Source organism: Streptococcus sp. Marseille-Q5112, assembly GCF_916700555.1.
GTDB lineage: Bacteria > Bacillota > Bacilli > Lactobacillales > Streptococcaceae > Streptococcus > Streptococcus symci.
The window spans coordinates 64,107-89,214 of record NZ_CAKAKP010000006.1 but is presented as its reverse complement, the minus strand read 5'-3'; the positions used below and the strand labels follow the sequence as shown (position 1 = coordinate 89,214).

At 41.9% G+C, this 25,108-nt stretch carries 26 protein-coding genes; 5 read left to right on the top strand and 21 right to left on the bottom strand.

The window, feature by feature from the left end:
- Positions 1-88 precede the first annotated feature (88 nt).
- From LG372_RS05805 to recJ, 20 genes are all read right to left on the bottom strand, one after another.
- A complete protein-coding gene (locus tag LG372_RS05805) occupies positions 89-766 on the bottom strand; it encodes a DnaD domain-containing protein (RefSeq protein ID WP_225742331.1) in 678 nt (225 codons plus the stop codon).
- An 8-nt stretch (positions 767-774) separates the two neighbouring features.
- On the bottom strand, positions 775-1,719 hold the full coding sequence (gene metA, locus LG372_RS05800; RefSeq protein ID WP_049492384.1) for a homoserine O-acetyltransferase MetA: 945 nt from the start codon (positions 1,717-1,719) through the stop codon (positions 775-777).
- Positions 1,720-2,006: 287 nt separating this feature from the next.
- The gene (locus tag LG372_RS05795) at positions 2,007-2,519 is read right to left on the bottom strand and encodes an adenine phosphoribosyltransferase (protein WP_001049318.1); all 513 of its coding nucleotides are present in this window, start codon (positions 2,517-2,519) and stop codon (positions 2,007-2,009) included.
- Between the two features lie 86 nt (positions 2,520-2,605).
- Positions 2,606-3,364 carry a class I SAM-dependent methyltransferase gene (locus LG372_RS05790; protein WP_225742330.1) on the bottom strand — a complete coding sequence of 253 codons (759 nt, stop codon included), beginning with the start codon at positions 3,362-3,364 and terminating at the stop codon, positions 2,606-2,608.
- A gap of 487 nt (positions 3,365-3,851) precedes the next feature.
- Positions 3,852-4,541 (bottom strand): 50S ribosomal protein L1, encoded by a 690-nt coding sequence (rplA, locus tag LG372_RS05785; protein ID WP_001085675.1) that lies wholly within the window; start codon positions 4,539-4,541, stop codon positions 3,852-3,854.
- A gap of 207 nt (positions 4,542-4,748) precedes the next feature.
- Positions 4,749-5,174 (bottom strand): 50S ribosomal protein L11, encoded by a 426-nt coding sequence (rplK, locus tag LG372_RS05780; protein ID WP_001085807.1) that lies wholly within the window; start codon positions 5,172-5,174, stop codon positions 4,749-4,751.
- 122 nt (positions 5,175-5,296) lie between these two features.
- Positions 5,297-6,013, bottom strand: coding sequence for an LD-carboxypeptidase LdcB/DacB (gene ldcB / locus LG372_RS05775; protein ID WP_042750442.1), 717 nt, complete (start codon positions 6,011-6,013; stop codon positions 5,297-5,299).
- Positions 6,014-6,015: 2 nt separating this feature from the next.
- Positions 6,016-6,486 (bottom strand): HIT family protein, encoded by a 471-nt coding sequence (locus LG372_RS05770; protein ID WP_225742329.1) that lies wholly within the window; start codon positions 6,484-6,486, stop codon positions 6,016-6,018.
- A 1-nt stretch (position 6,487) separates the two neighbouring features.
- The gene (locus LG372_RS05765; RefSeq protein WP_225742328.1) at positions 6,488-7,525 is read right to left on the bottom strand and encodes a M42 family metallopeptidase; all 1,038 of its coding nucleotides are present in this window, start codon (positions 7,523-7,525) and stop codon (positions 6,488-6,490) included.
- A gap of 97 nt (positions 7,526-7,622) precedes the next feature.
- Complete coding sequence (brnQ, locus tag LG372_RS05760; RefSeq protein WP_001074583.1) at positions 7,623-8,948, bottom strand: branched-chain amino acid transport system II carrier protein; 1,326 nt, start codon at positions 8,946-8,948, stop codon at positions 7,623-7,625.
- A 170-nt stretch (positions 8,949-9,118) separates the two neighbouring features.
- On the bottom strand, positions 9,119-9,406 hold the full coding sequence (locus tag LG372_RS05755; RefSeq protein WP_049510680.1) for a rhodanese-like domain-containing protein: 288 nt from the start codon (positions 9,404-9,406) through the stop codon (positions 9,119-9,121).
- A complete protein-coding gene (locus LG372_RS05750; RefSeq protein ID WP_225742327.1) occupies positions 9,387-9,992 on the bottom strand; it encodes a uracil-DNA glycosylase family protein in 606 nt (201 codons plus the stop codon). The genes LG372_RS05755 and LG372_RS05750 overlap by 20 nt, the downstream gene beginning before the upstream one ends.
- Before the next feature lie 53 nt (positions 9,993-10,045).
- Entirely contained in the window at positions 10,046-11,446 is a 1,401-nt protein-coding gene (pepV, locus tag LG372_RS05745; protein WP_225742326.1) for a dipeptidase PepV, read from the bottom strand.
- 12 nt (positions 11,447-11,458) lie between these two features.
- Positions 11,459-12,064 carry a nitroreductase family protein gene (locus tag LG372_RS05740; RefSeq protein WP_094753439.1) on the bottom strand — a complete coding sequence of 202 codons (606 nt, stop codon included), beginning with the start codon at positions 12,062-12,064 and terminating at the stop codon, positions 11,459-11,461.
- A gap of 90 nt (positions 12,065-12,154) precedes the next feature.
- Positions 12,155-12,559 (bottom strand): hypothetical protein, encoded by a 405-nt coding sequence (locus tag LG372_RS05735; protein ID WP_049551658.1) that lies wholly within the window; start codon positions 12,557-12,559, stop codon positions 12,155-12,157.
- The gene (uvrC, locus tag LG372_RS05730) at positions 12,552-14,387 is read right to left on the bottom strand and encodes an excinuclease ABC subunit UvrC (protein ID WP_225742325.1); all 1,836 of its coding nucleotides are present in this window, start codon (positions 14,385-14,387) and stop codon (positions 12,552-12,554) included. The genes LG372_RS05735 and uvrC overlap by 8 nt, the downstream gene beginning before the upstream one ends.
- Before the next feature lie 38 nt (positions 14,388-14,425).
- On the bottom strand, positions 14,426-15,127 hold the full coding sequence (locus tag LG372_RS05725; protein ID WP_225742324.1) for a M57 family metalloprotease: 702 nt from the start codon (positions 15,125-15,127) through the stop codon (positions 14,426-14,428).
- A 62-nt stretch (positions 15,128-15,189) separates the two neighbouring features.
- On the bottom strand, positions 15,190-15,969 hold the full coding sequence (locus LG372_RS05720; RefSeq protein WP_225742323.1) for an alpha/beta hydrolase: 780 nt from the start codon (positions 15,967-15,969) through the stop codon (positions 15,190-15,192).
- Positions 15,970-16,036: 67 nt separating this feature from the next.
- On the bottom strand, positions 16,037-17,698 hold the full coding sequence (locus LG372_RS05715; RefSeq protein ID WP_225742322.1) for a ribonuclease J: 1,662 nt from the start codon (positions 17,696-17,698) through the stop codon (positions 16,037-16,039).
- A 170-nt stretch (positions 17,699-17,868) separates the two neighbouring features.
- Positions 17,869-20,091: a single-stranded-DNA-specific exonuclease RecJ gene (gene recJ, locus LG372_RS05710; protein ID WP_225742321.1), complete on the bottom strand. Its 2,223-nt coding sequence runs from the start codon at positions 20,089-20,091 to the stop codon at positions 17,869-17,871.
- Between the two features lie 176 nt (positions 20,092-20,267).
- Between recJ and LG372_RS05705 the strand changes: the two genes are divergently transcribed.
- The 5 genes from LG372_RS05705 to LG372_RS05685 all read left to right on the top strand — a co-directional run bounded on the left by LG372_RS05705 (position 20,268) and on the right by LG372_RS05685 (position 24,525).
- Positions 20,268-21,026: an amino acid ABC transporter ATP-binding protein gene (locus LG372_RS05705; RefSeq protein WP_070478520.1), complete on the top strand. Its 759-nt coding sequence runs from the start codon at positions 20,268-20,270 to the stop codon at positions 21,024-21,026.
- A gap of 10 nt (positions 21,027-21,036) precedes the next feature.
- Positions 21,037-21,831 carry a transporter substrate-binding domain-containing protein gene (locus tag LG372_RS05700; protein ID WP_225742320.1) on the top strand — a complete coding sequence of 265 codons (795 nt, stop codon included), beginning with the start codon at positions 21,037-21,039 and terminating at the stop codon, positions 21,829-21,831.
- Between the two features lie 12 nt (positions 21,832-21,843).
- Positions 21,844-22,521: an amino acid ABC transporter permease gene (locus LG372_RS05695; protein WP_225742319.1), complete on the top strand. Its 678-nt coding sequence runs from the start codon at positions 21,844-21,846 to the stop codon at positions 22,519-22,521.
- A gap of 9 nt (positions 22,522-22,530) precedes the next feature.
- Positions 22,531-23,190 carry an amino acid ABC transporter permease gene (locus LG372_RS05690; RefSeq protein WP_225742318.1) on the top strand — a complete coding sequence of 220 codons (660 nt, stop codon included), beginning with the start codon at positions 22,531-22,533 and terminating at the stop codon, positions 23,188-23,190.
- A 144-nt stretch (positions 23,191-23,334) separates the two neighbouring features.
- Positions 23,335-24,525, top strand: a complete 1,191-nt coding sequence (locus tag LG372_RS05685; RefSeq protein WP_225742317.1) for an oxidoreductase — start codon at positions 23,335-23,337, stop codon at positions 24,523-24,525.
- Positions 24,526-24,634: 109 nt separating this feature from the next.
- Here LG372_RS05685 and LG372_RS05680 read toward each other — a convergent pair whose 3' ends face one another.
- Positions 24,635-25,072, bottom strand: coding sequence for an Rrf2 family transcriptional regulator (locus LG372_RS05680; RefSeq protein ID WP_001166795.1), 438 nt, complete (start codon positions 25,070-25,072; stop codon positions 24,635-24,637).
- Positions 25,073-25,108 lie beyond the last annotated feature (36 nt).

The window sequence follows — 25,108 nt, the reverse complement described above, 5'->3', positions numbered from 1 at the left end:
CTCTTTTTTCAATTTATTTTCTATTTATTTTATCACAATTAGACACAGCTTGCAAATCTTACTCAGATTTCAAGCCTGCTTACATGGATTAATCCTTCCAGAGATCCATAGCATTTCTGAAATCTGCAGATACCTGTGTCAACTGAGGATTGCTTGCTTCTCTCTCTGCTCGTTTAGCCTCCACTTGAGCCACACTTTTGATGCCTTCATGGCGCCAGTTTCTTAAAATCGCCTGAATGTACTTCCAGTTTGGTTTTCCATTCAAAACGGCTTCACGAAGAGCTTCCTTAATCAAGCCAGCACTGGTTCCATCTTCCTTAAGAGTCTTGGTCAAATCCTCAATCTCAAAAGGTGTCAACAAGCGTCCCAACTCCTGCTGGAAGGTCTCTACCAAATCTTTGAGCTGGTTTTGAGGTGTCAACTGGTCTGAACTTGAATGAGCTACTCCAAGCAAATTATCCAAACGTTCCAAAGCTAAACTAGCATCAAAAAGCAATTCGATTTCACCATTCAATTCGATCGTTCGATACTGAAGCAGTCCCCTCTCCGTCAGATTGGAAATGGCCTGATTGACATCCGAAATCTCCTTGCCAATCCTTTCAGCAATCTGGCTTGGCGACATTTCTTCTAAGCCTGTCGTATTTTGCAAATAGAAAAATTGCCAGACCAGAAAATCGTCGCTGGAAGGAAAGAGTTCCTTAAAATGCAAGAGCAGGGCACTTGGTAAAACCAAGTTCCCTGATTTAAAAGCGTCTAAATATGTCATAATTCCTCTTATAAATACCCAAATGCAGATGCATCATCTTCTATTTTTCTCCAGTCAAAAGGCGTCTCCTGATAGACCGCATAATTCACCCAGTTACTGAAAAAGAGGGCTGCTGATGAAGACCAACAAAGACAAGGTGTCTGGTTGACATCATCATCCTTAAAGTAATTTTCTGGAATATGTGGGTCTAAACCTGCATCACGGTCCCTAAAATACTCTTTTGCCAAGGTATCACGGTCATATTCCAAATGCCCAAAACTATAAATTTCTCGCAAATCACGACTGGCCAAAATAGAAACTCCAACCTGAGGTCCTTCTGATAAAATTTCAAGATTGGTTTTGTTTAAGATTTCTTCCTTAGAAATCTCCGTGTGCCGAGAATGAGGGGATACATAGCTATCGTCAAAGCCTCTAAAGAGAAGATGACCTTCCTTTAAAGTATCCTGAGGATAAATACCTGATAACTTACTGTCCATCTGGTATTTTTCCACCCCATAGCGCAAATAAAGACCAGCCTGAGCCCCCCAACAGATATGAAGGGTCGAATAGACATGGGTCTTGGACCACTCGATTACCTGACTGAATTCCTCCCAATAGTCCACTTCCTCAAATGGTAAATGCTCAACTGGAGCACCTGTGATAATCATCCCATCAAAATACTCATCCTTGACTTCAGGAAAAGTTTTATAAAAGGTCTCCATGTGCTCTGAACGAGTTGTTTTAGAACGGTGACTCTCCATATAGAGAAAATCAATATCCAGTTGCAGGGGCGTATTAGCCAAGTGGCGCAACAATTGAGTCTCTGTGACCATTTTTTGTGGCATGAGATTTAAAATTAAAATCTTCAAGGGACGGATATCTTGGTGGGCCGCACGTTGATCATCCATGACAAAGATATTCTCTGTCCGTAAAATCTCAACAGCTGGCAATTTTTTATCAATTCGAATCGGCATAACCCTCTCCTAACTGTACTTTTCAGGAATCATTGCATATGTTTGAAACTCTTCGAAAATCAAATTCAAACCTCGTCAACGTTGCCTTGCCGTACTCAAGTACAGCCTGCGGCTAGTTTCCTAGTTTGCTCTTTGATTTTCATTGAGTATGAAACTAAATCTCAAACATCTAGTCCTTTTATTATACTGCAAGAAGATATAGTTTTCAATTATAGTTTTTCTCTAACTAGCTATAGTCTATTTTTATATCCTAATGTAGAGAAAACAGCCCTAGGGACTGTTTTTCATTAATAATGCATAAGAACTTTGTAATCGTAGTCACCGATTTTTTCACGGCCGTTCAATTCATCCAATTCAACAAGGAAGGCACAACCTGCTACAACACCACCAAGTTTTTCAATCATCTCGATAGTTGCCTTAACAGTTCCACCTGTTGCCAAGAGGTCATCCACGATAAGAACTCGTTGACCTGGCTTGATGGCGTCAGCATGCATAGTCAAGGTATCAACACCGTACTCTTTTTCGTAGTCAGCAGAAATGACTTCGCGTGGCAATTTACCTGGTTTACGAACAGGTGCAAAACCAATTCCCAACTCAAAGGCAACTGGACAGCCCACGATAAAACCACGAGCTTCAGGACCTACGATCATATCAATTTTCTTGTCAGTAGCATACTGAACAATTTCACGAACAGCGTAGCTATAAGCATTTCCATCAGCCATCAAAGGACTAATATCACGGAAGGTGATGCCTTCCTTAGGATAATTTTCAATTGTTGCAATATAATCTTTTAAATTCATCTTTTTCTTTCTTTCAAAGTTTTTTACTCTCTATTATAGCATATTTTTTAAGAAAGAAGAAAGGAAAAGTTAACATCAATGATTATCTAACGATTTGACGATTTATGACTAGCCATAGCAATAAAGCCCAAGTTCTGTTTATTCTTATCAAACATTTTATACATAGTTAAAAACTGCTTTCTATTCTCCTTTTTACAAGCATTTACACAAATTTTCAAAGTTCCTAGCCAACCTTCGTCATAAATCATACCTGATAATTTCATTAATGTCATTTCACCAGTCAATACTTTCACATCACGATAACCTGATTCTATCATCACCTCTTCCCAACCATCTTGAGTTAAAGGACCTACATTTACATGAATTGCTTGTGACAATTCCTGTCTGATAGACTCTTTAGCTTCCTTAAGAAGCACATCATGTGTCAAAAGAAGACCTTCAGGTTTTAAAACCCTTAGATACTCCATTACACATTTTTTCTTAGCTTGATCGGCTTGCATAGTCAGCATAGCTTCATTTATAACAATATCAAAACTAGCATCTTTATAAGGAAGTTTCATTGCATTTGCTCTTTCAAATCTGATCAAATGACCAACACCTGCCGTTTCAGCAGATTTTTTAGCCACTTCTAAGGCTTGTCCATCCATATCAACAGCAGTTATCTTACAACCAAAACGCTGTGCCAACTCAATTGCTGTAGTTCCCCTATTGAACGCAACTTCTAGTATTCTCTTTTCTTTTGAAAATCTTCCTTCCGCAATTAACCAATCTGTGGCACGTTTTCCACCTGGACGTAAGCGTTTTTTCCCCAGTTTTGCTAAAAACTTATGACCTGCTTCTGACATCTGAACACCTCTATTTTTTCTTCATTATAACATAAAATGATATTATCTAACAATTCTAATCCATTATTTGATAAACTAGAATCAAAAGCATACAAGCTGCCATGACTATAGCATAAATCTATTAATCACCTCTCTAGTTCGAATTCAATGGCTCACGTAGTTTACGTATATAGGTTACGACTACATATTTGTACTTTAGAGTTGCTGGCCTCCTTATCCGTTATATACGCTTTACTATCACGTGCCTATTCGTATAGCCAAGATTTCTCTATCTCTTTCTCTGCCGATTCTTATTTCCAGCGTCAGACTTAAACAGTCTATCCTAATGCCGTTCGATCAGCTACTCACAATAGTCAGGCTTGGGAATCACTTTTGGGTTTACTAGTATATGGTACCCACAGAGGACTTACACCTCAGATGAACGGAATGCCCGTCGTACCTAAAAAAACGAGCACTTTCGTACTCGTTCTCTGATATAAACTACTGATTAAAGTGAGTTTACGTCAACTTTGATACCAACACCTTGAGTAGTTGTGATAGTCAAGTTTGTTACGTAAGTTCCTTTAGCTGTAGCTGGTTTTGCTTTTTGGATTGTTTCGTTGAAAGCTTTGAAGTTTTCAACCAATTTTTCAGCTTCAAATGATACTTTACCGATGATTGCTTGAACGTTACCTGCACGGTCAGCACGGTAAGTGATTTTACCACCTTTAGACTCTTCAACTGCTTTAGCAACATCCATTGTTACAGTACCAGTTTTAGGGTTTGGCATCAAGTTACGTGGTCCAAGGACACGTCCAAGACGTCCAACAAGAGCCATCATGTCAGGTGTAGCAATAACTACGTCGAAGTCCAACCAACCGTCGTTGATTTTAGCAACAAGGTCATCTTCACCAACAAAGTCTGCACCAGCAGCCTTTGCTTCTTCAGCTTTTGCACCACGTGCGAAAACAAGAACGCGTGAAGTTTTACCAGTACCGTTTGGCAATACCATTGCTCCACGGATTTGTTGGTCAGCTTTTTTAACGTCGATGTTCAAGTTGTAAGCAACTTCTACAGTTGCGTCAAATTTTGCAAAGTTAGTTTCTTTTGCAAGTGCTACAGCTTCTTCTACACTGTATGCTTTTGTGCTGTCGATTTTCTCAAGAGCAGCACGAAGTTGTTTGCTTTTTTTAGCCATTTTCTATTCTCCTTGTAAGTGGTTCAATCGATTTTCATCTCCCACGTCACTTCTCGAAATGATGAAGTCTTGCGGGTTTTCAGTCTATTATTTTTCTTTTCCTACTTCGTTAAGCTCCCTTGCTGTACTCAAGTACAAGCATCAGTCACTTGCCTAGTATGAAAAGCAACTAATAGACTGCTGTGAGATTTTCTACCGTGTTATTGATTAGTCAACAACAGTGAATCCCATAGAACGAGCAGTACCTTCGATCATACGCATTGCAGACTCTACGTTTGCTGCGTTCAAATCTGGCATCTTAGTTTCTGCAATTTCTTGTACTTGTGCACGAGTAACTGTAGCAACTTTAGTTTTGTTAGGTGTACCTGATCCTTTTTCAACACCTGCAGCTTTTTTCAAAAGAACAGCAGCTGGTGGTGTTTTAGTGATGAAAGTAAATGATTTATCTTCGTAAACTGAGATAACAACTGGAATGATCATACCAGCTTGGTCAGCTGTACGAGCGTTGAACTCTTTTGTGAATCCCATGATGTTGATACCAGCTTGACCAAGAGCAGGTCCAACCGGTGGAGCTGGTGTAGCTTTACCAGCAGGGATTTGCAATTTTACAAGTTTTTCGACTTTTTTAGCCATTTTTAAATCCTCCTTTGTGGTTTTGGCGGTAATTAGAGATTTTTACCTCCCACAAGTATGCTTTTCACATACCCATCTATTATACACTATTTATCTAGAATTGCAAGAGAAAAGTTTATTTTTTAATCGACGTAATCTCCACCTTCAAAGCCGAAATACTCTTCCAAACTGAGGCCACTAGCTGCAATCTCTTTAGCCTCTTTTCCGACATAACGAAGGTGCCATTCCTCAGCCATATAGCCTGTTTCTTTTTCCTTACCTTTAAGATAACGGACAACAAAACCATAATCAGCCGCATGGTCCAAGAGCCATTGGGCCGCTTTTTCTTCTGTCACCAAATCACCATTTGTCCCAATCACATCAAAGGCCAAGCCTGTCTGGTGCTCGCTATAGCCAGGGCGGGCAGAGTAACGGTCTGCTGCAGCCTTTCCATCTTTATTGACATAATCTTGATAGAGCTTAGTCTGAGTCTCGTAACTTCTAAAACCACTGTATTGATCACTAATTGGGAAGCCTGCCTCTTGCATCGCTTTGATGAGTTTGACCAACTCAGCCTTGGCTGTTGGATTTTCCCCTGGATTGTAGTCTTTAGATAATGGATAGTGTTTATTTGCTACGATAATTTCATCGTATTTCCCTTGAATACTGTAGTAGTCACCTTTATTAACCACTTCTGCTTTTTTCTGGGTGGCTTCTTGAGTCTTATTTCCGACTGTTCCATCAGCTTTAGCTGTTTGTTCTGTCTTAGCTGCTCCATCTTCATTTTTTGCTTTTTCTTGTGAACAAGCTGCTAGACTCAAGGCTAGCAAGGCTGTCAAGACAAGGTATCTTTTTTTCATTTCTACTCCTTTATTTCTAATAGGTTGTCTACTTCTGGCGATAAACGTTTGACTAATTGTTTAATCTCATCAGATTTTACTTGGCAGGTTTCTGCTGTCATTTCTTCAAAGGGAACCCACCAGACTGGACCACGTCCCTTGAGACCGTGACCATTCATATCACCTCTTCGTCTAGGAAACAGATGCCAATGAAGATGGGCATCACCATTTCCTAGCAGTTCGATATTCATTTTCTCGGCAGTAAAGGCCTTGGCAACTGCCTCTTGGACTAAACTCATTTCCTCTAGAAAACGGATTCTAGTTTCCTTCTCTAAATGATGCAATTCGGTGACGTGTTCCTTGGCTAGAAAGAGACTATAGCCTGCAAAATACTGGTGATCTCCAATCACAAGATAGCCTGTTTCTAGTTCTCTCACAAAGTAGGGATTTTCCCCAGCTTTAATGAGCTCAATTCTCTGGCAAATCAAACACATATTAGTCTACCAATATGCTCTTAAGATAAGCATCAACCATACGTTCCGTTGCGACCACCGAGTCAATATGAGTGCGCTCATATGAGTGGCTAGACTCGATACCAGCACCGAGAAGGGCGTGTTTGACTTCTGCCCCTGCAGACATAGCTGCTGAAGCGTCCGAACCATAAAATGGATAGATATCCAGCTTAAATGGAATATCTTGCTCTTTAGCCAAAGCAACCAAGTGTTGACGGAAGTCGTAGTGATAAGGTCCAGAAGCATCCTTGACACAGATAGACACTGTATATTCGTCTGTTTGCTGGTCATCTCCCATAGCTCCCATATCCACAGCCAGATATTCTACTACCTGAGCAGGAATGTTAGAATTAGCACCATGCCCCACTTCTTCAAAGACTGAAAAAGCAAAATGAGTTGTTACGGGCAATTCAATCTTCTCTTCCTTATAAATACGAAGCAGGTTAAGCAAGATCGCTGCGCTGACCTTATCGTCCAAATGACGAGACTTGATAAAACCTGTCTCTGTCACGACAGTTCGTGGATCAAAGCTGATAAAATCACCGACCTCAATCCCCAAGGCACGAGTTTCTTTTTCATTGGTCACTTTGGCATCCAAACGCACTTCCATATTGTCTTGCGTGCGTTCTGCAGTTCCTGCATCCTTGTAGACATGGCAAGAGGTCTGGTGGAGAAGGATGGTTCCTGATACTTTTTCACCTGTGCTAGCCACATGAACGGTACAGTTTTCTCCTTCAATCATGTTCCAAGGGAAACCACCGATACGGTCCATTTTGAGACGGCCGTCTGGTTTAACAGCTCGGACAATAACACCAAGCGTATCCACATGAGCAGTCACATAGCGGTGTTTCTCATTATTTTGACCTTTGATGGTCACATTGACACCGCCCTTAGCTGTGAGAACCGGCTGGTAACCAAAACCTTCTAGAGTCTTGACTAAATAGTCCGAAATCTCCCGAGTGAAGCCCGTTGGCGACGCAATGGCTGTCAGTTCTTTGATATATTCTACTGTTTGATTCATTTCTTCACCTCTTTTGCTACCTATTATAACACATTTATCATCGGATAAAAAAAGAAAATCACTCCTGTAGACTTGGCTACAAAAGTGATTTTAGTGATTATTCCATTTCAAAAACATCGCTTTCTTGCTTGTTTGGTAGAACCAATGAGAGTAAGATTCCGACAATAGCTGGTACTAACCATGGGAGTGATGCCTTTGCAAAAGGAAGAGCGTTGACAAGGTTTGCAAGAAACTCAACCTTAAACGAGCTTCCTAGTACGCTTGCAATAGCAATAGCTGTAACCACAGCAATTGTCAACTGCATACCTGGTTTTGAAAGGGCAACAAATTTGTTGACAATGACAATCATAACGATAGCAATCGTGATTGGGTACAAGATAACCAGTACAGGAATGGAGTACTTGATAATCGCATCAAGACCCAAATTAGCAATGGCAAATCCAATCAAAGTAAAGGCTGTCGCATAAACCTTGTAGCTGATTTGTGGGAAACGCTCATTAAAGAACTCAGCTGTTGACACAATCAAACCAACTGTTGTTGTGAAGCAGGTTACGGTAACCATAGCTGCAAGGAAGAGTTGAGCTGTTGAGCCAAAGATTTCTTGAGTGGCTTGTGACAAGATGTAAACACCTGGTGTTCCACCCTTCATCGCTTCAGCTGGTACTGGGAAATGATTTCCAAGGAAACCTAAACCGATGTAAAGAGCGCTGAAAGCAAGGGCTACAACGATACCAACAACCCAAATAGTTGAAATGTATTCTTTCTTACTTGAAAATCCAAGTTGTTTCAAGGTTTGAACTGCGATTACACTGAAGGCAACTGAGGCAAGGGCGTCCAAGGTATTGTAACCTTCTAAGAAACCTGTACCAAAGGCAGAAGCTTGATAAGCAGCTGAAGCAGCTTGAGGACTTGTTCCACCGTATTTAATAGCTCCTAAAACAACCAAGATAACAATCAATATTGCAAAGACTGGTGTTAAAATACGGCCGATACGGTCCAAGATTTTTGATGGATTAAGCGAAATTAGATAAGCTGCTGCAAAATACAGAACTGTAAAGACAATCAAACCAAGACCTTTATTGGCATCCGACAAAAGAGGGCTAATCCCTACTTCGTAAGCTGTTGTAGCTGTACGTGGGATAGCAAAGAATGGACCGATTGACAAGTAAAGGACTGAGAGGTAAAGAGTCGCAAACCAAGGCGCTATCTTTGTTGAAATCTCGTAGATATATCCTTTAGGATTTAGCGTTCCAATAATAAGAGTCAAGACGGCGATACCGACGCCTGAAAAGACAAAACCTGCGATAGCAGGAAGAAAATGTTCTCCAGATAGAGCACCTAGAGAAGGCGGAAAAATCAAGTTCCCCGCACCAAAAAATATTCCAAACAGGAGTAAACCTGTTAGGGCACCTTTTTTAGCCATGAAAATCTCCTTCATATTTATAAAATACTGACCTAGTATATCATGAATAGGAGTATGAAAAAAGCTTCACGAAGTAAATATTGAATGTTTTCAAGATTCTTAAAAATGAGAATTGTCTAAAAATAAAATCCCCTACCCAGTCCACACCAAGTAGGAGAAAATTCTAATGTTTACAGTTCTTCAAAGGCCATCATGCCACCTTGGACATTGATAACCTCATAACCTTGTTCTGATAAGAATTGGCAAGCACGCGCCGATCTCATTCCAGATTTACAAATAACATAATGTAACTGGTCCTTGTCCAATTGATCATAAGTATCAGCTAATTGACTCAGAGGAAGATTCTGGGCACCTTCTAAACGAAGAGCTTCAAACTCATCCACTTCTCTCACGTCTACTAGAGAAAGTTGGTCATTTTGGTAAAGCTGGTAAAATGCGTCAAAGGTTATTTCTTTCATTTTTTTCTCCTAAAATAGTTTTAATTCTTTTTTTCAAATCCGGCACCACTTCTGCCTCAAACCAAGGATTTTTGGCCATCCAGATTTGATTGCGTGGTGAGGGGTGAACTAGTGGAAAATAGGTTGGCAAGTAGTTCTGGTAATGTTTTACCCGTTCTGTCACCTTGCCACTGACTTTCTCCTGTAAATAGTAGGCTTGGGCATATTGGCCAATCAAGAGGGTCAATTGGATATCTGGTAATTCTTGCAAGAGCTGTGGATGCCATTTTTCAGCAAAGCCAGCTCGAGGTGGCAGGTCACCTGACTTACCATGTCCTGGAAAGTAAAAATCCATAGGCAGAACAGCAAAATAACCTGAGTTGTAAAAGGTATCTTCATCCACACCTAGCCAGTCCCGCAAACGATCGCCACTTTTGTCCTTCCAGTAAAGGCCTGCTTCTTGGGTTTTAAGACCAGGCGCTTGACCGATGATATTGATGCGAGCAGTCTTTGGCGCTGCAAAGAGAGGCTCAATGCCACGCTTTGTATAGTCGACATTCTGTGGATCCGCCATAATAGCCTGCTTGATTCTTTCAATTTGAGACATCTACTTTCCCTCCAAAAAGAAGTCTAAGCATAAGATCTCAGACTTCTATCGTTTTATTTGATCAATTCATAAATAGCTTCGGCATAAATTGCTGCTGCTCGGAAGAGATCATCCAAGGCGATAAATTCATTGGCTTGGTGCATGGTATCAATCGAGTCTGGGAACATAGCACCGTAGGCAACACCTCGTTCTAGCAAGCGACCAAAGGTTCCACCACCGATGACTTGCTCGTGACCTTTAAGGCCTGTTTGTTTTTCATAAACATTCAACAAGGTTTGCACAAGTGGATCTTCCATTGGCACGTAGTGAGGCGTATGTCCATGTTCAGAAAGGCTAACAGAAACAACTGGCAAGTTTTCAAGGATTGACTTGATTTGCTCTGGACTTGTTCCTTTTGGATAGCGGATATTAAGGGCAATGGTATTATCAGCGCTTGTTTCATCAAAGCGGAAGACGCCGGCATTCATAGAAAGGGCACCCATCTTTTCATCCACATGGGCAATCTTGAGATTTTCCCCCTCGTGGTCGTTCAAGAGAATTTTACCAGCGATGTCAAGGTAGTCTTTGGCTGGACCAGCAAAGTCAAACTGGCTAAGGAATAGGGCTAGGTAAGTCGCACCATTGATGCCTGAAGCAGGCATAGCACCGTGGGCTGATTTACCAATGATCGTCACCTTGTATTGGCCAGCTTCTTCTTGGAGTTCTCCTCTGAGTTTTTGTTCTGCAACAAAGGCATTTAGTTTAGCTTGCAAGTCAGCCAAACCACCTGAAACGACTGCTGTCGCTGATTCAGGCACCATGTTTTCACGTAAACCACCTGTAAAGCTGTGAAGACGGGCTGCACCTGTATTTTCTCCTGCAAAGTGGAGGTATTCCGTGATATTTCCTTTTTCACCATTGATGATAGGGAATTCAGCGTCTGGAGAGAAACCAAAGTCTGGTTTTGCAAGTCCTACGTGCTCGAAGTAGTAGTCCATGTCTGCCCAGCCTGATTCTTCGTCTGTTCCAACGATGAAACGAACTTTCTTAGAAGTTGGAAGGCCCAATTCTTTGATGATTTTCAAACCATAGTAACAAGCTGTTGTAGGTCCCTTGTCATCAGAAGAACCACGCGCATAAAGACGACCATCTTTGATAGTTGGTGTGTAAGGATCTGTGTCCCAACCGCTACCAGCAGGCACCACATCCATATGAGCAAAGATTCCGAGAACTTCTTCTCCATCACCAAACTCAAAATGTCCTGCGTAGTTATCAACATTCTTAGTTGGGTAGCCATCACGGTCTGCGATTTCAAGGAATTTCTCCAAGGCTTTTACTGGACCAGGCCCAAATGGATGCTCAGCATCAACCTTGCTATCATCTCGTTCTGAGTTGATTTCTAAAAGGCTAAATAAGTCAGCCAAGAGGTCTTCTTTGCGTTTTTCTACTTCTGCTGTAAAATCAATTGCTGTCATATTATCTTCCTTCTATCTTTTCTCGATGATTTCATCTACTGGCAAGCGGTAGCTTGGTTCCAATTTCTCGTCTGTGTAACCCACTGTAATCAAGAGTTCTGGACGGAAACGGCCTTCAATATCCAAAACTTCGTTGACTTTTGATTTGTCAAAACCAAGAATCAGATTTGAGCCGATTCCTTGGTCTGTAAGAGCGAGAACCAAGTTCATAGCAACCAAACCTGCATTGAGGGCTAGGTAGTCGCTGACTTGTTGTTCATTGTAGCGCGCAAATTCAGCTGGCAAATTTTTCATGAAGTATTGAAGTTGTTCTTCTGAGAAATTGTTAGCACCACCAACTCGGGCAATCTTACGAGCACGTTTAGCCAAATCTGTGTCTGTAAACAAGGCAATAGTTACAGGCGCTGATGATACCTGTTCAAAGTTTGAACCGTAAGCCAATTTTGCCAGTTCGGCATTTTTCTCACGTACCACCACAAATTTCCAAGGCTGGCTGTTGTGGGCGCTTGGCGCCAAGGTTGCAATTTCGATAGCCGTACGCACATCTTTTGGATCAACTGGCTTATCAGTGAAATGCTTAGTCGCATGACGTTTTTTATTTAATTCAAGAAATTTCATAATCGATTTCCTTTTCTAATTCTACTGCTTCCATTCTACCATAATTTGAAAGAGCTTGCAGGGATTTTTCATAGTACCTCTTGGTCCAAATTATTCTTTTTTAAAAACCAAAATATAATTTTTATAAAAACCTAAGGTAGCAACTGATAAAAGTATCACATCAAAAATGATAATTGCAACAGATAGCCCGGACGATAAAGCAATTTTATGGCCTGCTGTATCTGTAATTCGTTCTAAATGAAAATTTTTAAGTACCAAATACAGATAATAGCTGTTCAATAAACTCGATATATAACCAATTAAAATCTGGGATTTCAATTTTGTAAATATCCATAAACCTAACAAAGGAAGGGCTATTATCAACAAGGGAAAACCAAATAAGATAACCGTCAAAAAAAGAAAAATTGGTCCATTCCAAATCCACAGACAATAAAGAAGGCAGAGATAAGAAATTACATATACTGTCCCTAATATTTTATTGCTTATTTTACTCATTTTTTCTCCATTCTATTATTCCTTGTTCAGCAACTTGAGCTAATTCCTTTTCTTCCTGCGGGTTCAACTTTCTTTGCACAGCCTCTACTACTGCTCTTGGTACTCCAACTTCGACAATCTCATCCACACTGGCTTCCTTGATTTTAGTCAAAGACTTGAAATGCTTCATGAGATTTTGCTTGCGTTTAGGTCCTAGACCGTCAATGCCATCCAGTTGTGAAGAAAAGGAATTTTTGGAGCGCAGTTGGCGGTGGAAAGTAATGGCAAAGCGGTGCACCTCATCTTGAATGCGTTGCAAAAGGAAAAATTCCTGAGAATTACGAGATAACTCCACCACCTCAAGCGGATCTCCGAAGAGCAGCTCATGGGTTTGATGCTTGTCGTTCTTTTGAAGCCCAGCAATTGGAATATCCAAGCCCAGCTCCTCTTGGATGACTTGCTTGGCGATATTAACTTGACCTTGTCCCCCATCAATGACAATCAAGTCCGGTGGCGTTAATCCCTCACGCTGTACTCGACCATAGCGCCTGCGAATGACTTCTCTCATACTGGCATAGTCGTCTGGCCCGACTACGGTCTTGATTTTATACTTACGGTAATCCTTCTTACTAGGTTTTCCGTTGACAAAGACCACCATGGCAGAAACAGGGCTAGTTCCCATGATGTTGGAGTTATCGAAGGATTCGATGCGGACTGGGGTCGGTATTTGGAGCAAACGTCCTAGATTTTCAATAGCTCCTTGTGTCTTTTCGACAGATTTTTCTAACAGATTGAACTTCTGCTCCAGACTAACACGTGCATTCTTTATAGCCAGATTGACCAGTTGCTTTTTCTCTCCACGCTGGGGCTTGAGAATCTTGGTATCCACCAAGACATTGACCGCTTCTTCGTCAATATCCTGCGGAATCAATACTTCATTTGGTACTAGATGGGATTTTTCTTGATAGAATTGTCCCACATAGGTTAGAAAATCCTCATCTGGATCATTGTAATAGGGGAAAAGATTAACATCTCGCTCGATGAGCTTGCCCTGACGGACAAAGAAAACCTGAACACACATCCAACCCTTATCCACATAGTAGCCAAAGACATCGCGATTTTGGAGATCCTTAGCCATGACCCGTTGCTTGGTTCGAAGCGTTCCAATGGCCTGAATCAGGTCACGGTATTCCGCTGCACGTTCAAACTCCATAGCCTGGGCCGCGGATGCCATCTTACCCTTGAGGTCGTCGATGATTTTGTCATCCTGCCCTTTTAGGAAATCGGAAACCTCCTGAGCCATGGACTTGAAATAGGCCTCATCTTTCTTACAGACGGTATGGGCCATGCATTGGCCGATATGGTAGTAAAAACAGACCTTAGACGGTGGATTGGTACACTTGCGAAAAGGGAAAATCCGATCCAGCAATCGCTTGATTTCATTGGCTGCCCCCACATCTGGATAGGGACCAAAATAAAGACCTCCATCCTTCTTGACCTGACGGGTGATAATCAAACGAGGATAGCGTTCATTGGTGATTTTGATGAAAGGATAGGACTTATCATCCTTGAGCATGATATTGTATTTAGGCTTGTTTTCCTTGATCAGGTTGATTTCTAGGAGAAGTGCCTCAATATTGGACTCCGTAACGATAAATTCAAAATCCACAATCTCAGACACCAGAGCCTCTGTCTTGGTATCATGACTTCCACGGAAATAGGAACGCACGCGGTTACGCAGATTTTTAGCCTTTCCTACATAGATAATGGTGCCGTTTTTATCCTTGTGAATGTAGCAACCAGGGCTGGTCGGCAAGAGCTCTAGTTTTGATTTAATCAAGTTGTTCATAGTTCCATTATAGCAAAAAAGTAGGGAAAAATAGTCCCCTACTCATTAGTCTCATATATTTTTCGGAGGTTTGTGACATCCTCTTCCTGGATACCATAAAAGGAACCTGCTGGTTGCATGACAGACTTCTCATCTGTATGGTCCAAGCCAATTGCATGACCCAACTCATGTTCTGCCGTATGGACAAGGCGCTCATAGGAATAGCCATAGTTAGGATTGGACAGATAATAATGATTCAACCGTACCGTTACAGACAAGAATTGCCCCGTTAATAGATTGGTCTGACTTTCTGCCTCTCCTGCCACAGGAGTGCCTCCGTCATTCATCTCCGTAGCCATAATATCTGCCTTACTAGACTCAGTCACAATTTCAAAGTTAAAAGCACCTGTTTGATTCCAGTTCTGAATTGCTTCTACATAAGCTTCTTGAAAGCGTGAATCCATCTGGGGATCTAGGTAAATACGAGCAGAAGCCTGCGGCCACCTTCCTTCAGAGTGTTGGTGGCTATCTGTCTTGTTCAACTTAGGCAGTTGCCCTGTTTTTTCCCATTGGTCAATACTTTGTTGACCAATCTTGACTGACCGTTCTGCTTGCTTTAGCGCTCCTTGAAAATCCCCGTTCAGATACCAGAGAAGACCGAAAGCAAGAGCACATAAGAGCACAACTATCCAAACCAGGCGCCAAAACAAACGCCACACAAAAGAAAAGAAAGCCCCTATCAAACGAAAAATCCAGCGCATTTCCCTCCACCTTTCTAGCAAATAAAGTCTATTTTACTAAAACAAGCTGAAAGAAAGCTAAATTATGACAATCTCTCTTCTAATTTGAAATCAATTGGCAGAGTTGCTAGAAACCGTTCCAATTGTTTTTCCCAATAATACCACTCGTGAGTTCCAGTGCTATGGCTATAGGTCACATTAAAGCCCAGTTTTTTGAGATTATTCACTGCTAGATTATTGGCTGCATACAAGAAATCCTGTTCACCACACCAAGCCCAAAGCTTGGTCTTTTTATCCGATTTTTTAGCCAGACTTTCTAGAGAATAAGGACTAGTTGTCCAATCTTTAATCTCCCCAAACACACCTCTCCAGTAAGCTGGTGTCCCCAAATCTTGGCTCTCAGGAGAAAAATCTTGAAAGCTAAGAGCACCTGAGAAGCTAGCTGCGTGAGAAAAACGATTTGTAGCAAGAGCCAATTTGAAACATCCATAGCCTCCCATAGAGAGACCAGCGATAAAGGTCTTTTCACGCTTGCTGGTCATGTTAGGGAAGAAGCGTTTCAGAACCTCTGGCAATTCCTCTGCTAGAGCTGTGTAATAGTCAAAACCATACTGAGTATCTGTGTACCAACCGTTGCTGGTATTGGGCATAACAACGATAAGATTGGTTCCTCGAAGTAAGCGTTCTACATTGGTCCTCTTGAGCCAACTATTATGGTTGCCAGACATTCCGTGCAAGAGATACAAGACGGGGATATCTGTACAATCTGGTTCTTCTACTCGATTAGCATCAGGATAGAGGACATTCACTCCCCACTCCATATCCAAAACTTGTGAGTAATACTCGATTTTCATTACTGCCATAATTTTTTCCTCTATTTTTCTATAAGAAAAAGCCGAAATTCGACTTTCTCTCTGTTTATTTCAACAATTATTTCGCTTCCATGACTACTGGTAAAATAGCTGGACGACGCTTAGTCTGGTCAAAGAGATATTTGGTCAGATTATCACGAACCTTCCCTTTAAGATCTGCCCAGTCAAAGTCATCTCCTTGAAGATAGTCTTCTACCGTCTGGTTAATCAATTCTGAACTTTCACGAAGAATATCGCGACTCTTCTTGAGATAAACAAATCCACGCGTGTGAACACGAGCCTTGGCCACAATTTTCTTCTCACGACGGTTAACGGTGATTGCTACGATGAAGATACCATCCTCTGACAAGACCTTACGGTCACGAAGAACCACATTTCCAACATCACCAATGGCATTCCCGTCAATCAAAACATCCCCTGCCGAAACCGCGCCAGCTGGGACAAAATCGCCATTCTCATAAGCCATGCTGGTTCCCTTTTTAGGGATGAAAATGCGTTCTGGCAGCATCCCTACCGCCATAGCAGCCTTAGCATGGGCATCCAACTCACGATATTCCCCTTGAATTGGGAAGAGATACTTAGGTTGCAAGAGATTAATCATCAATTGCAAGTCACGCGCATTTCCGTGCCCTGATACACGCAAGCTTTGAGTGATCAGTTTGACAACCCCTCCAGCTTGATAAATCATGTTTTCCACACGCGCCATGACCGCTTCTTTGGCGATAGATGGAGTCGTTACAATATAGACTAGGTCACCGTCCTTAATTTCCACATAACGGTGGCGACCAATCGACATCTTGCGAAGACCGTTGATAGGCTCACCCATACGACCTGTCTCAAGGATAATCAACTCATGGTCTTCAAAGCGAGACATATCTTTTGGCTTAATCAAAAGACTCTCGTTAGCTAGAGACAATTTCTTAAGGCGAATAGCAGTACGGACGATATTTTCAATATCGAATCCTGTCAAGACCACACGACGGCCTGTTGCATCCGCAGCGTCAAACACCTGCTGGATACGAGAGAGGTTGCTGGCTACCGCCGCAACGATGATACGACCATCCCAGTCCGAAATGGTTTGAGTGATCTCGTCCCCAACTTCACTTTCGCTAGCCACTTGGATATTGCTATCTGCATTGGCTGAATCGCTAAGAAGAGCTAGAACTCCATCACGACCGATTTCTGCCAAACGAGCAAAGTCTGTGGCATAAGATTCACTAGCTGTCTGGTCAAATTTGAAGTCACCTGTATAAACGATACTACCTTCAGCTGTCTTCAAGACCACACCCAGACTTTCTGGGATAGAGTGGGTCGTACGGAAGAAGGACACCACAGTCCCTCCAAAATCAATCTCAGTATCCTCATCGATAACATGGAAATCATTGAATTTCTTAACTGTGTCATTTCCTTTGACAAAAAGTTCGGCCAACTCAATGGTCAGCTCAGACCCAAATACAGGCACCTTGGCTTCAGCCAAGAGATAAGGCAGAGCACCAATGGCATCCGCATGACCATGGGTCAAGAAGACTCCTGCGATACGATCCCTATTTTCAAAAAGGTAGTCCATATTTGGAATGACCACATCCACCCCTAGTTGTTCATTTTCAGGGTATTTTAGACCTGCATCCAAAACGAAAATAGACCCATCGATTTCAGCGATATACATATTTTTCCCGTTTTCACGTACACCACCAAGTGTTGTTAAACTGATATTACTCATTTTTCCTCCGAAAGCTTAGTTTATCTTGATTATAGGGTTGCTTACCCTCTTATTCTAAAAGCACTACTTTTAGCCGAATCTTTTCCTACCATTATACCATTTTTTTGATGATTTTCAAAATGAAGATTTGTTTTCAAAAAAGAGCTGGTTACCCAACTCTTTCCTATATGCTATTCTTTTTTCATTAAAAAGTCATAAATTTCTTGCACGGTACCTAGTGCCATCATTTCTTGGTCTTTGACAGTCTGCTTGAGATTTTGGTAAATCTGACTTTCTCCTATCTCCCGCTTTGGAGCCTCTTTATTGACTGTCATCACACCATCTTTGATTGTCACAAAGCCCAACTCTTCAAATACTTGAATCATCTTGACCAGCAAGATTTGTTGAATATTGAGATAAGCAGCTAAATCTTTCAACTTATAGCGAATATCAAACTCTGGAAACTGGTAAATGGTCTTGTACAATTTGGCAAACTGCTCTCTAGTACCATAACCTGTCAGATAGTAGGCCTTATCAATGTCATTTTTGAAATAGACAGCAGAGAAATTCTGTTCCTGAAAAATGGTCTTCAGCTGAGTAATATCCTCAGGAACTGTTTTTACGATAACAGCTTCACTATCCGCCAGATTTGGCAGTTCTCCAGCAAAATCCAAGACTGGAACCCCTTCTGGCAAGACTGCATTCTTCCCACGGATGTTAAAAAGTTGAACACCCTCCACACGCGCATCCACCATCATCAACTGGAGGGCAGTTTGGCCATTCCATTGGTTGACAGACAATTTGACTGCCAACTCTAGATTCTTAGTTTGAGCAAATTCTGTCGCCCATCTACCTTGTCCAAATGCTACCACTTCAAAACTAGCTTCACCCTTGGAAATTTTCAGCTTGAGATGGGCGTTACCTGCTCCCATAGTACGAGCACTTTCGACCTGAAAATCTTTTATATAAAAGACAGGTTTCTGATTGTCCATGCCAAAAGGTGCTAAACGTTCAAAACTTTTGACCGTTTCCAAGCTAAGTGTCTCCAAATCCAGTTCTTCATCTAGATTTAACTTGTTCTTGCCAGCAGCATCTGCACCTTTTTCACGGACATAGTCTTCCAAGACCTGAGATAAATCTGAAAGTTTCTCCACTTCCAGCGTCATTCCTGCTGCGCCAGCATGACCGCCAAAGGCGATAAAGAGGTCTCGACGGGGATCCAGAGCCTCAAAAATATCGACCGCTTCCACACTACGAGCACTACCCTTGGCACGACCGTTCTCTATATTGAGAACGATGACTGTCTGCCCTAGTTCTTCCAACAAACGACCAGCCACGATACCTAGAACCCCAAGATTCCAGCCTTCCTTGGCCAAAACCTGGACCTTCTTCTCAGGGTCCACCATGGTCTTAGCTTCTTCATATATAGACTGGACGATTTCCTTTCGCTCCTCGTTTTTCTGATGAATCATGAGAGCAATCTCATGCGCTTCCTCATCATCAAAGCCAGTTAGCAAATCAATGGCAGGATTGGGATCATCCAAGCGGCCCAAGGCATTCAAACGAGGGGCAATCTGGAAACCCACCGTTTCTTCTGTTACTTCATTGGCAGCAATCCCAGCCATATCCAGCATTTCTTGTAAGCCAATGCGCTGAGTATGCCCCAGCATTTCTAGACCATATTGAACCAAGATACGGTTCTCATCCGTCAAACTAACCATATCTGCAATGGTACCAATAGCAACCAAATCAAGCAATTCCACTTGTACTTCTTCTAACAGGGCACAAGCCAGCTTGAAAGCCACTCCACAACCAGCCAAATATTTGAAAGGATAGTCCGCATCTGGATGTTCAGGATGGACAATAGCATAGGCATCTGGTAAGGTTTCAGGCATGGAATGGTGATCTGTGACAATGACATCCACTCCCATAGACTGGGCCAGTTCAATGGCCTCATGACCAGCAACTCCATTATCCACCGTCACAATCAAGGAAATTCCTTCTTGCTCGATAAAATATTTGTAAACACTGGCATTAGGTCCATAACCATCGGTAAAACGATTGGGAAGATAAACCCGGCACTCGGCACCAAGCTGTTCCAAACTTTCCTTAACAATCGAAGCCGAAGTCATACCATCCGCATCATAATCACCGTAAACGAGGATATTTTCCCCTTCTTCAATGGCCTGACGAATCCGTTCTACTGCCTTGTCCATATCATGGAGCAGATAAGGGTCGTGCAAGTCCTCCAAGGAAGGTTCTAAAAACTTCTTCAGACTTTCTTGGTTCTGAATCCCTCTTTCAAATAATAACCGAGCCACCTCAGGACCCAGTCCAGCCTTCTTGGCTATCTTTGTAAAATCCGCATCTTCTACCTGCGGGGCAAACTGCCATTCATAAGTAGGTGTTATCAAAAAGACATCCACTCTTTCTAAGAATTCTATTGCTTCATTATAACATGATTTAGGCTTTTTCTCTATCCTGATTGCTTTCTACAAAAATTTTACTAATTTTTTTCTGATATGATTTGACAAGAAAAATCTTTTGGTGTAGAATCATGTTATAAAATCTAACACAAAGGAGATTCCTTATGGCTTTAGTAGAATTTGAACACGTCGAAAAATATTACGGAGACTACCACGCACTCCGCGACATCAATCTCCATTTTGAAAAAGGGCAAGTCGTTGTCCTCCTTGGACCTTCTGGTTCTGGGAAGTCCACTCTTATCCGTACGATTAATGGTTTAGAGGCTATCGACAAAGGCAGTCTTCTAGTAAATGGTCACCAAGTTGCTGGTGCCAGCCAGAAAGATTTAGTACCGCTTCGCAAGGAAGTCGGCATGGTTTTCCAACATTTCAACCTCTATCCACACAAAACAGTGTTAGAAAACGTAACACTTGCGCCCATAAAAGTTCTAGGAATTGATAAAAAAGAAGCTGAAAAGACAGCCCAAAAATATCTGGAATTTGTAAATATGTGGGACAAGAAAGATTCTTATCCAGCCATGCTTTCTGGTGGACAAAAACAACGAATCGCCATCGCACGTGGACTCGCTATGCATCCGGAGCTCCTCCTCTTCGATGAACCAACATCTGCCCTTGACCCTGAAACCATCGGTGACGTTCTGGCAGTTATGCAAAAATTGGCCCACGAGGGTATGAATATGATTGTCGTTACCCATGAAATGGGCTTTGCCCGTGAAGTTGCTGACCGCATCATCTTTATGGCTGATGGAGAGGTTTTGGTTGATACGACAGATGTTGATGACTTTTTCGACAATCCAAGCGAACCTCGTGCTCAACAATTCCTCAGCAAAATTATCAACCACGAAAGTGACAAAGTCAAATAAGGAGGCGCCTATGAAAAAGAAATTCTTTTTATCCGCATTATTGATTAGCCTTTTCAGCCTTGCTGCTGCAAAACCAGTTCAGGCTGATACCAGTGTCGCAGACATTCAAAAGAGAGGCGAGCTGATTGTCGGTGTGAAACAAGATGTTCCCAATTTCGGCTACAAGGATCCCAAGACAGGGACTTATTCCGGTATTGAAACTGACTTGGCCAAGATGGTAGCAGATGAACTCAAGGTCAAGGTTCGCTATGTACCTGTTACAGCGCAAACTCGTGGACCCCTTCTAGACAACGAACAGGTCGATATGGATATCGCGACCTTTACCATTACAGAGGAACGTAAGAAACTTTACAACTTTACCAGTCCCTACTATACGGACGCTTCAGGATTTTTGGTCAATAAATCTGCCAAAATCAAAAGCATTGAGGACCTAAACGGAAAAACCATCGGTGTTGCCCAAGGTTCCATTACTCAACGCTTGATTACCGAACTAGGTAAAAAGAAAGGCTTGACCTTTAAATTCGTCGAACTTGGTTCCTACCCAGAATTGATTACTTCCCTACATGCTCACCGTATTGATGCCTTTTCCGTTGACCGCTCGATTCTGTCTGGCTACATCAGCAAACGCACAGGACTACTAGATGATAGTTTCAAGCCATCTGACTACGGTATCGTTACCAAGAAATCAAATACAGAGCTCAACGACTATCTTGATAACTTGGTCACTAAATGGAGCAAGGATGGTAGTTTGCAAAAACTTTATGACCGTTACAAGCTCAAACCATCTAGCCATTCCGCAGATTAAGGAGGACACTCTATGACAGATTTATCATCTTGGATAGCCTATTTTCAGGATTTTGGACAATTTTTCAATGGCTTCCTCTTTACTCTTGCCCTAGCGATTGGATCCTTTATCCTAGCCATGGTTTTAGGCATCTTCTTCGGAGCTATGTCGACCAGTAAACGGCCAATATTGAGAATTTTGGCTCGCATATTTGTGGAATTTTATCAAAACACTCCCCTCTTGGTACAATTTGTTATCGTCTTTTATGGTCTACCTCTTATCAGTGACCACACCATCATGATTCCGATTTATTGGACGGCTGTTCTCTGCGTGGGACTCTATCACGGCGCCTATATCGCCGAGGTAATTCGCTCAGGCATTCAGTCTATTCCTAGCGGTCAGATGGAAGCCGCCTTGTCGCAAGGGTTTACCTATATCAGTGCCATGCGCTTGATTATCTTGCCTCAAGCCTTCCGTATCATTCTCCCTCCTTTGACCAACCAAATTGTTAACCTCATCAAGAATACCTCCACAGTCGCTATCATTTCTGGTGTAGACTTGATGTTTGTGACCAAGTCTTGGTCGGCACTTAACGGAAACTACATTCCAGCATTTTTAGGCGCTGCCCTTCTCTACTTTTCTCTTTGCTTCCCTGTTGCCCAGTTTGGTCGCAAGATGGAGCAAGCCAACAAAAAAGCCTATTCACTTTAGGAGGTTACTATGGAATCCATTTTAGAAGTTTTGACCCCAGATAACCTAGTCTTTATCTTTAAAGGATTTGGCTTGACTCTCTACATTTCTCTGATTGCCATCGTCCTCTCTACCCTTATCGGTACGGTGCTAGCTGTCATGAGAAATGGGAAAAATCCTGTCTTGCGCATCATCTCCAGCATTTACATCGAATTTGTACGGAATGTTCCCAACCTTCTCTGGATTTTCACTATCTTTTTAGTGTTCAAGATGAAATCCACTCCAGCAGGTATCACTGCCTTTACTCTCTTTACCTCAGCAGCCCTAGCTGAGATTATCCGAGGCGGTCTCAATGCCGTAGACAAGGGGCAGTACGAAGCAGGAATGTCACAAGGATTTACCTCAGCCCAAATCCTCTACTACATCATTCTCCCACAAGCGATCCGTAAAATGCTGCCAGCCATCATTTCTCAGTTTGTAACCGTGATTAAGGATACCAGTCTTCTCTACTCTGTTATCGCCCTACAAGAACTCTTTGGAGCCAGCCAAATTCTCATGGGCCGTTATTTCGAACCAGAGCAAGTGTTTAGTCTTTATATCCTGATTGCCCTCATCTACTTCAGCTTCAACCTAGCAATTTCGAGCCTATCTCATATGCTAGCAAAACGCTGGCAACAAGCCGCAGAATAAACAGCAACTCTCCAGTTAAATTGGAGAGTTTTTTTGATGATAGTAGATATTTATAGACCTCAATTTGACACTATACTTTTTCTATGATAAAATGTAACAAATTTGTTTACAACAAATCAAAATCTTAATGAAATGGAATTTTCTATGAAATCAATCAAAGGACTACTCTTTATCATAGCTAGTTTTATCTTGACTATTTCGACTTGGATGAACACTTCTCCCCAATTCATGATTCCAGGACTAGCTTTAACAAGCCTATCTCTGACTTTTATCCTATCCACTCGTCACCCAATACTAGAAAACTGGTTTCACGGTTTGGAGAAGGTCTACACTGTCCACAAATTCACAGCCTTTCTCTCCATCATCCTACTAATCTTTCATAACTTTAGTATGGGCGGTTTGTGGGGCTCTCGTTTAGCTGCTCAGTTTGGCAATCTTGCCATCTATATCTTTATCAGTATTATCCTTGTCGCCTATTTAGGCAAATACATCCAATACGAAGCTTGGCGATGGATCCACCGCCTGGTTTATCTAGCTTATATTTTCGGACTCTTTCATGTCTACATGATGATGGGCAATCGTCTCCTTACATTTAATCTTCTAAGTTTTCTTGTTGGTAGCTATGCCCTTTTAGGCTTACTGGCTGGTTTTTATATCATTTTTCTATATCAAAAGATTGGCTTCCCCTATCTAGGGAAAATTACCAATCTCAAACGCTTAAATCACGATACTAGAGAAATTCAAATCCATCTTAGCAGACCTTTCAACTATCAAGCAGGACAATTTTCCTTCCTAAAGATTTTCCAAGAAGGCTTTGAAAGTGCTCCTCATCCCTTTTCTATCTCAGGAGGTCATGGTCAAACTCTTTACTTTACTGTTAAAAATTCAGGTGACCATACCAAGAATATCTATGACAATCTTCAAGTCGGCAGCAAAGTAACCATAGACAGAACTTACGGACACATGATTATAGAAGAAGAACGAAAAACTCAGGTTTGGATTGCTGGAGGTATTGGGATTACCCCCTTCATCTCTTACATCCGTGAACATCCTATTTTAGATAAACAGGTTCACTTCTACTATAACTTCCGTGGAGATGAAAATGCAGTCTACCTAGATTTGCTCCGTGACTATGCTCAGAAAAATCCTAATTTTGAACTCCATCTAGTAGACAGTAGGAAAGACGGCTATCTTAATTTTGATCAAGAAGAAGTGCCCGAACATGCAACCGTCTATATGTGTGGTCCTCTTTCTATGATGAAGTCACTTGCCAAACAGATTAAGAAACAAAATCCAAAAACAGAGCTTATTTACGAAGGATTCAAGTTCAAATAACCACTCATACTCTCCTGGAATTTCCCAGGAGTTTGTTCTACGCAATCTAAAAAAACACTGCCAGATTTCTAGCAGTGTTTTGAGTTTCATTTGCAGGCATCTATCCCTCTTAATCCTTCATCTGACTCTCTGCATCGGCCACGACTTGTTCTAGACTGGTCTGACCAAGTTCAGCCTCCATCGCCAACTGAATTCTCTCCAATTTTTGATCCAAAACATCATGAATATGAGCTCCTACAGGGCAATTTGGATTGGGATTGTCATGAAAACTAAAGAGTTGACCTGTCTTACCAAGACACTCGACCGCCTGATAAACATCTAAAAGACTAATGTCCTTAAGGTCCTTGACAATCTCTGTTCCCCCTGTTCCTCGCGCTACTGAAATCAGCTCTGCCTTCTTCAACTGGGACAAGGTCTTTCTGATAATGACTGGATTGACCCCGACACTAGCAGCCAGAAAATCACTGGTCACCTTGCTTTCTTTCCCCTTGAGGGCAATGATTATCAGCATATGAGTCGCAATGGTAAATCTACTTGGAATTTGCATCCTCTTCTCCTTTTTACGAGGCTACCCTGCCTCTAC

What these genes read in the sequence shown, in the direction of transcription:
- LG372_RS05680 (WP_001166795.1), bottom strand. Translation starts at nt 25,072, where the DNA reads ATGCAAATTCCAAGTAGATTTACCATTGCGACTCATATGCTGATAATC.
- metA (WP_049492384.1), bottom strand. Translation starts at nt 1,719, where the DNA reads ATGCCGATTCGAATTGATAAAAAATTGCCAGCTGTTGAGATTTTACGG.
- brnQ (WP_001074583.1), bottom strand. Translation starts at nt 8,948, where the DNA reads ATGGCTAAAAAAGGTGCCCTAACAGGTTTACTCCTGTTTGGAATATTT.
- ldcB (WP_042750442.1), bottom strand. Translation starts at nt 6,013, where the DNA reads ATGAAAAAAAGATACCTTGTCTTGACAGCCTTGCTAGCCTTGAGTCTA.
- rplA (WP_001085675.1), bottom strand. Translation starts at nt 4,541, where the DNA reads ATGGCTAAAAAAAGCAAACAACTTCGTGCTGCTCTTGAGAAAATCGAC.
- LG372_RS05720 (WP_225742323.1), bottom strand. Translation starts at nt 15,969, where the DNA reads ATGGCAGTAATGAAAATCGAGTATTACTCACAAGTTTTGGATATGGAG.
- LG372_RS05755 (WP_049510680.1), bottom strand. Translation starts at nt 9,406, where the DNA reads ATGAAAGAAATAACCTTTGACGCATTTTACCAGCTTTACCAAAATGAC.
- LG372_RS05715 (WP_225742322.1), bottom strand. Translation starts at nt 17,698, where the DNA reads ATGAGTAATATCAGTTTAACAACACTTGGTGGTGTACGTGAAAACGGG.
- LG372_RS05685 (WP_225742317.1), top strand. Translation starts at nt 23,335, where the DNA reads ATGAAATCAATCAAAGGACTACTCTTTATCATAGCTAGTTTTATCTTG.
- LG372_RS05705 (WP_070478520.1), top strand. Translation starts at nt 20,268, where the DNA reads ATGGCTTTAGTAGAATTTGAACACGTCGAAAAATATTACGGAGACTAC.
- LG372_RS05765 (WP_225742328.1), bottom strand. Translation starts at nt 7,525, where the DNA reads ATGAATCAAACAGTAGAATATATCAAAGAACTGACAGCCATTGCGTCG.
- LG372_RS05740 (WP_094753439.1), bottom strand. Translation starts at nt 12,064, where the DNA reads ATGAAATTTCTTGAATTAAATAAAAAACGTCATGCGACTAAGCATTTC.
- uvrC (WP_225742325.1), bottom strand. Translation starts at nt 14,387, where the DNA reads ATGAACAACTTGATTAAATCAAAACTAGAGCTCTTGCCGACCAGCCCT.
- LG372_RS05695 (WP_225742319.1), top strand. Translation starts at nt 21,844, where the DNA reads ATGACAGATTTATCATCTTGGATAGCCTATTTTCAGGATTTTGGACAA.
- rplK (WP_001085807.1), bottom strand. Translation starts at nt 5,174, where the DNA reads ATGGCTAAAAAAGTCGAAAAACTTGTAAAATTGCAAATCCCTGCTGGT.
- LG372_RS05735 (WP_049551658.1), bottom strand. Translation starts at nt 12,559, where the DNA reads ATGAGTAAAATAAGCAATAAAATATTAGGGACAGTATATGTAATTTCT.
- pepV (WP_225742326.1), bottom strand. Translation starts at nt 11,446, where the DNA reads ATGACAGCAATTGATTTTACAGCAGAAGTAGAAAAACGCAAAGAAGAC.
- LG372_RS05700 (WP_225742320.1), top strand. Translation starts at nt 21,037, where the DNA reads ATGAAAAAGAAATTCTTTTTATCCGCATTATTGATTAGCCTTTTCAGC.
- LG372_RS05725 (WP_225742324.1), bottom strand. Translation starts at nt 15,127, where the DNA reads ATGCGCTGGATTTTTCGTTTGATAGGGGCTTTCTTTTCTTTTGTGTGG.
- LG372_RS05770 (WP_225742329.1), bottom strand. Translation starts at nt 6,486, where the DNA reads ATGTGTTTGATTTGCCAGAGAATTGAGCTCATTAAAGCTGGGGAAAAT.
- LG372_RS05795 (WP_001049318.1), bottom strand. Translation starts at nt 2,519, where the DNA reads ATGAATTTAAAAGATTATATTGCAACAATTGAAAATTATCCTAAGGAA.
- LG372_RS05690 (WP_225742318.1), top strand. Translation starts at nt 22,531, where the DNA reads ATGGAATCCATTTTAGAAGTTTTGACCCCAGATAACCTAGTCTTTATC.
- LG372_RS05750 (WP_225742327.1), bottom strand. Translation starts at nt 9,992, where the DNA reads ATGTCTCAAATTGAAAGAATCAAGCAGGCTATTATGGCGGATCCACAG.
- LG372_RS05790 (WP_225742330.1), bottom strand. Translation starts at nt 3,364, where the DNA reads ATGTCAGAAGCAGGTCATAAGTTTTTAGCAAAACTGGGGAAAAAACGC.
- LG372_RS05805 (WP_225742331.1), bottom strand. Translation starts at nt 766, where the DNA reads ATGACATATTTAGACGCTTTTAAATCAGGGAACTTGGTTTTACCAAGT.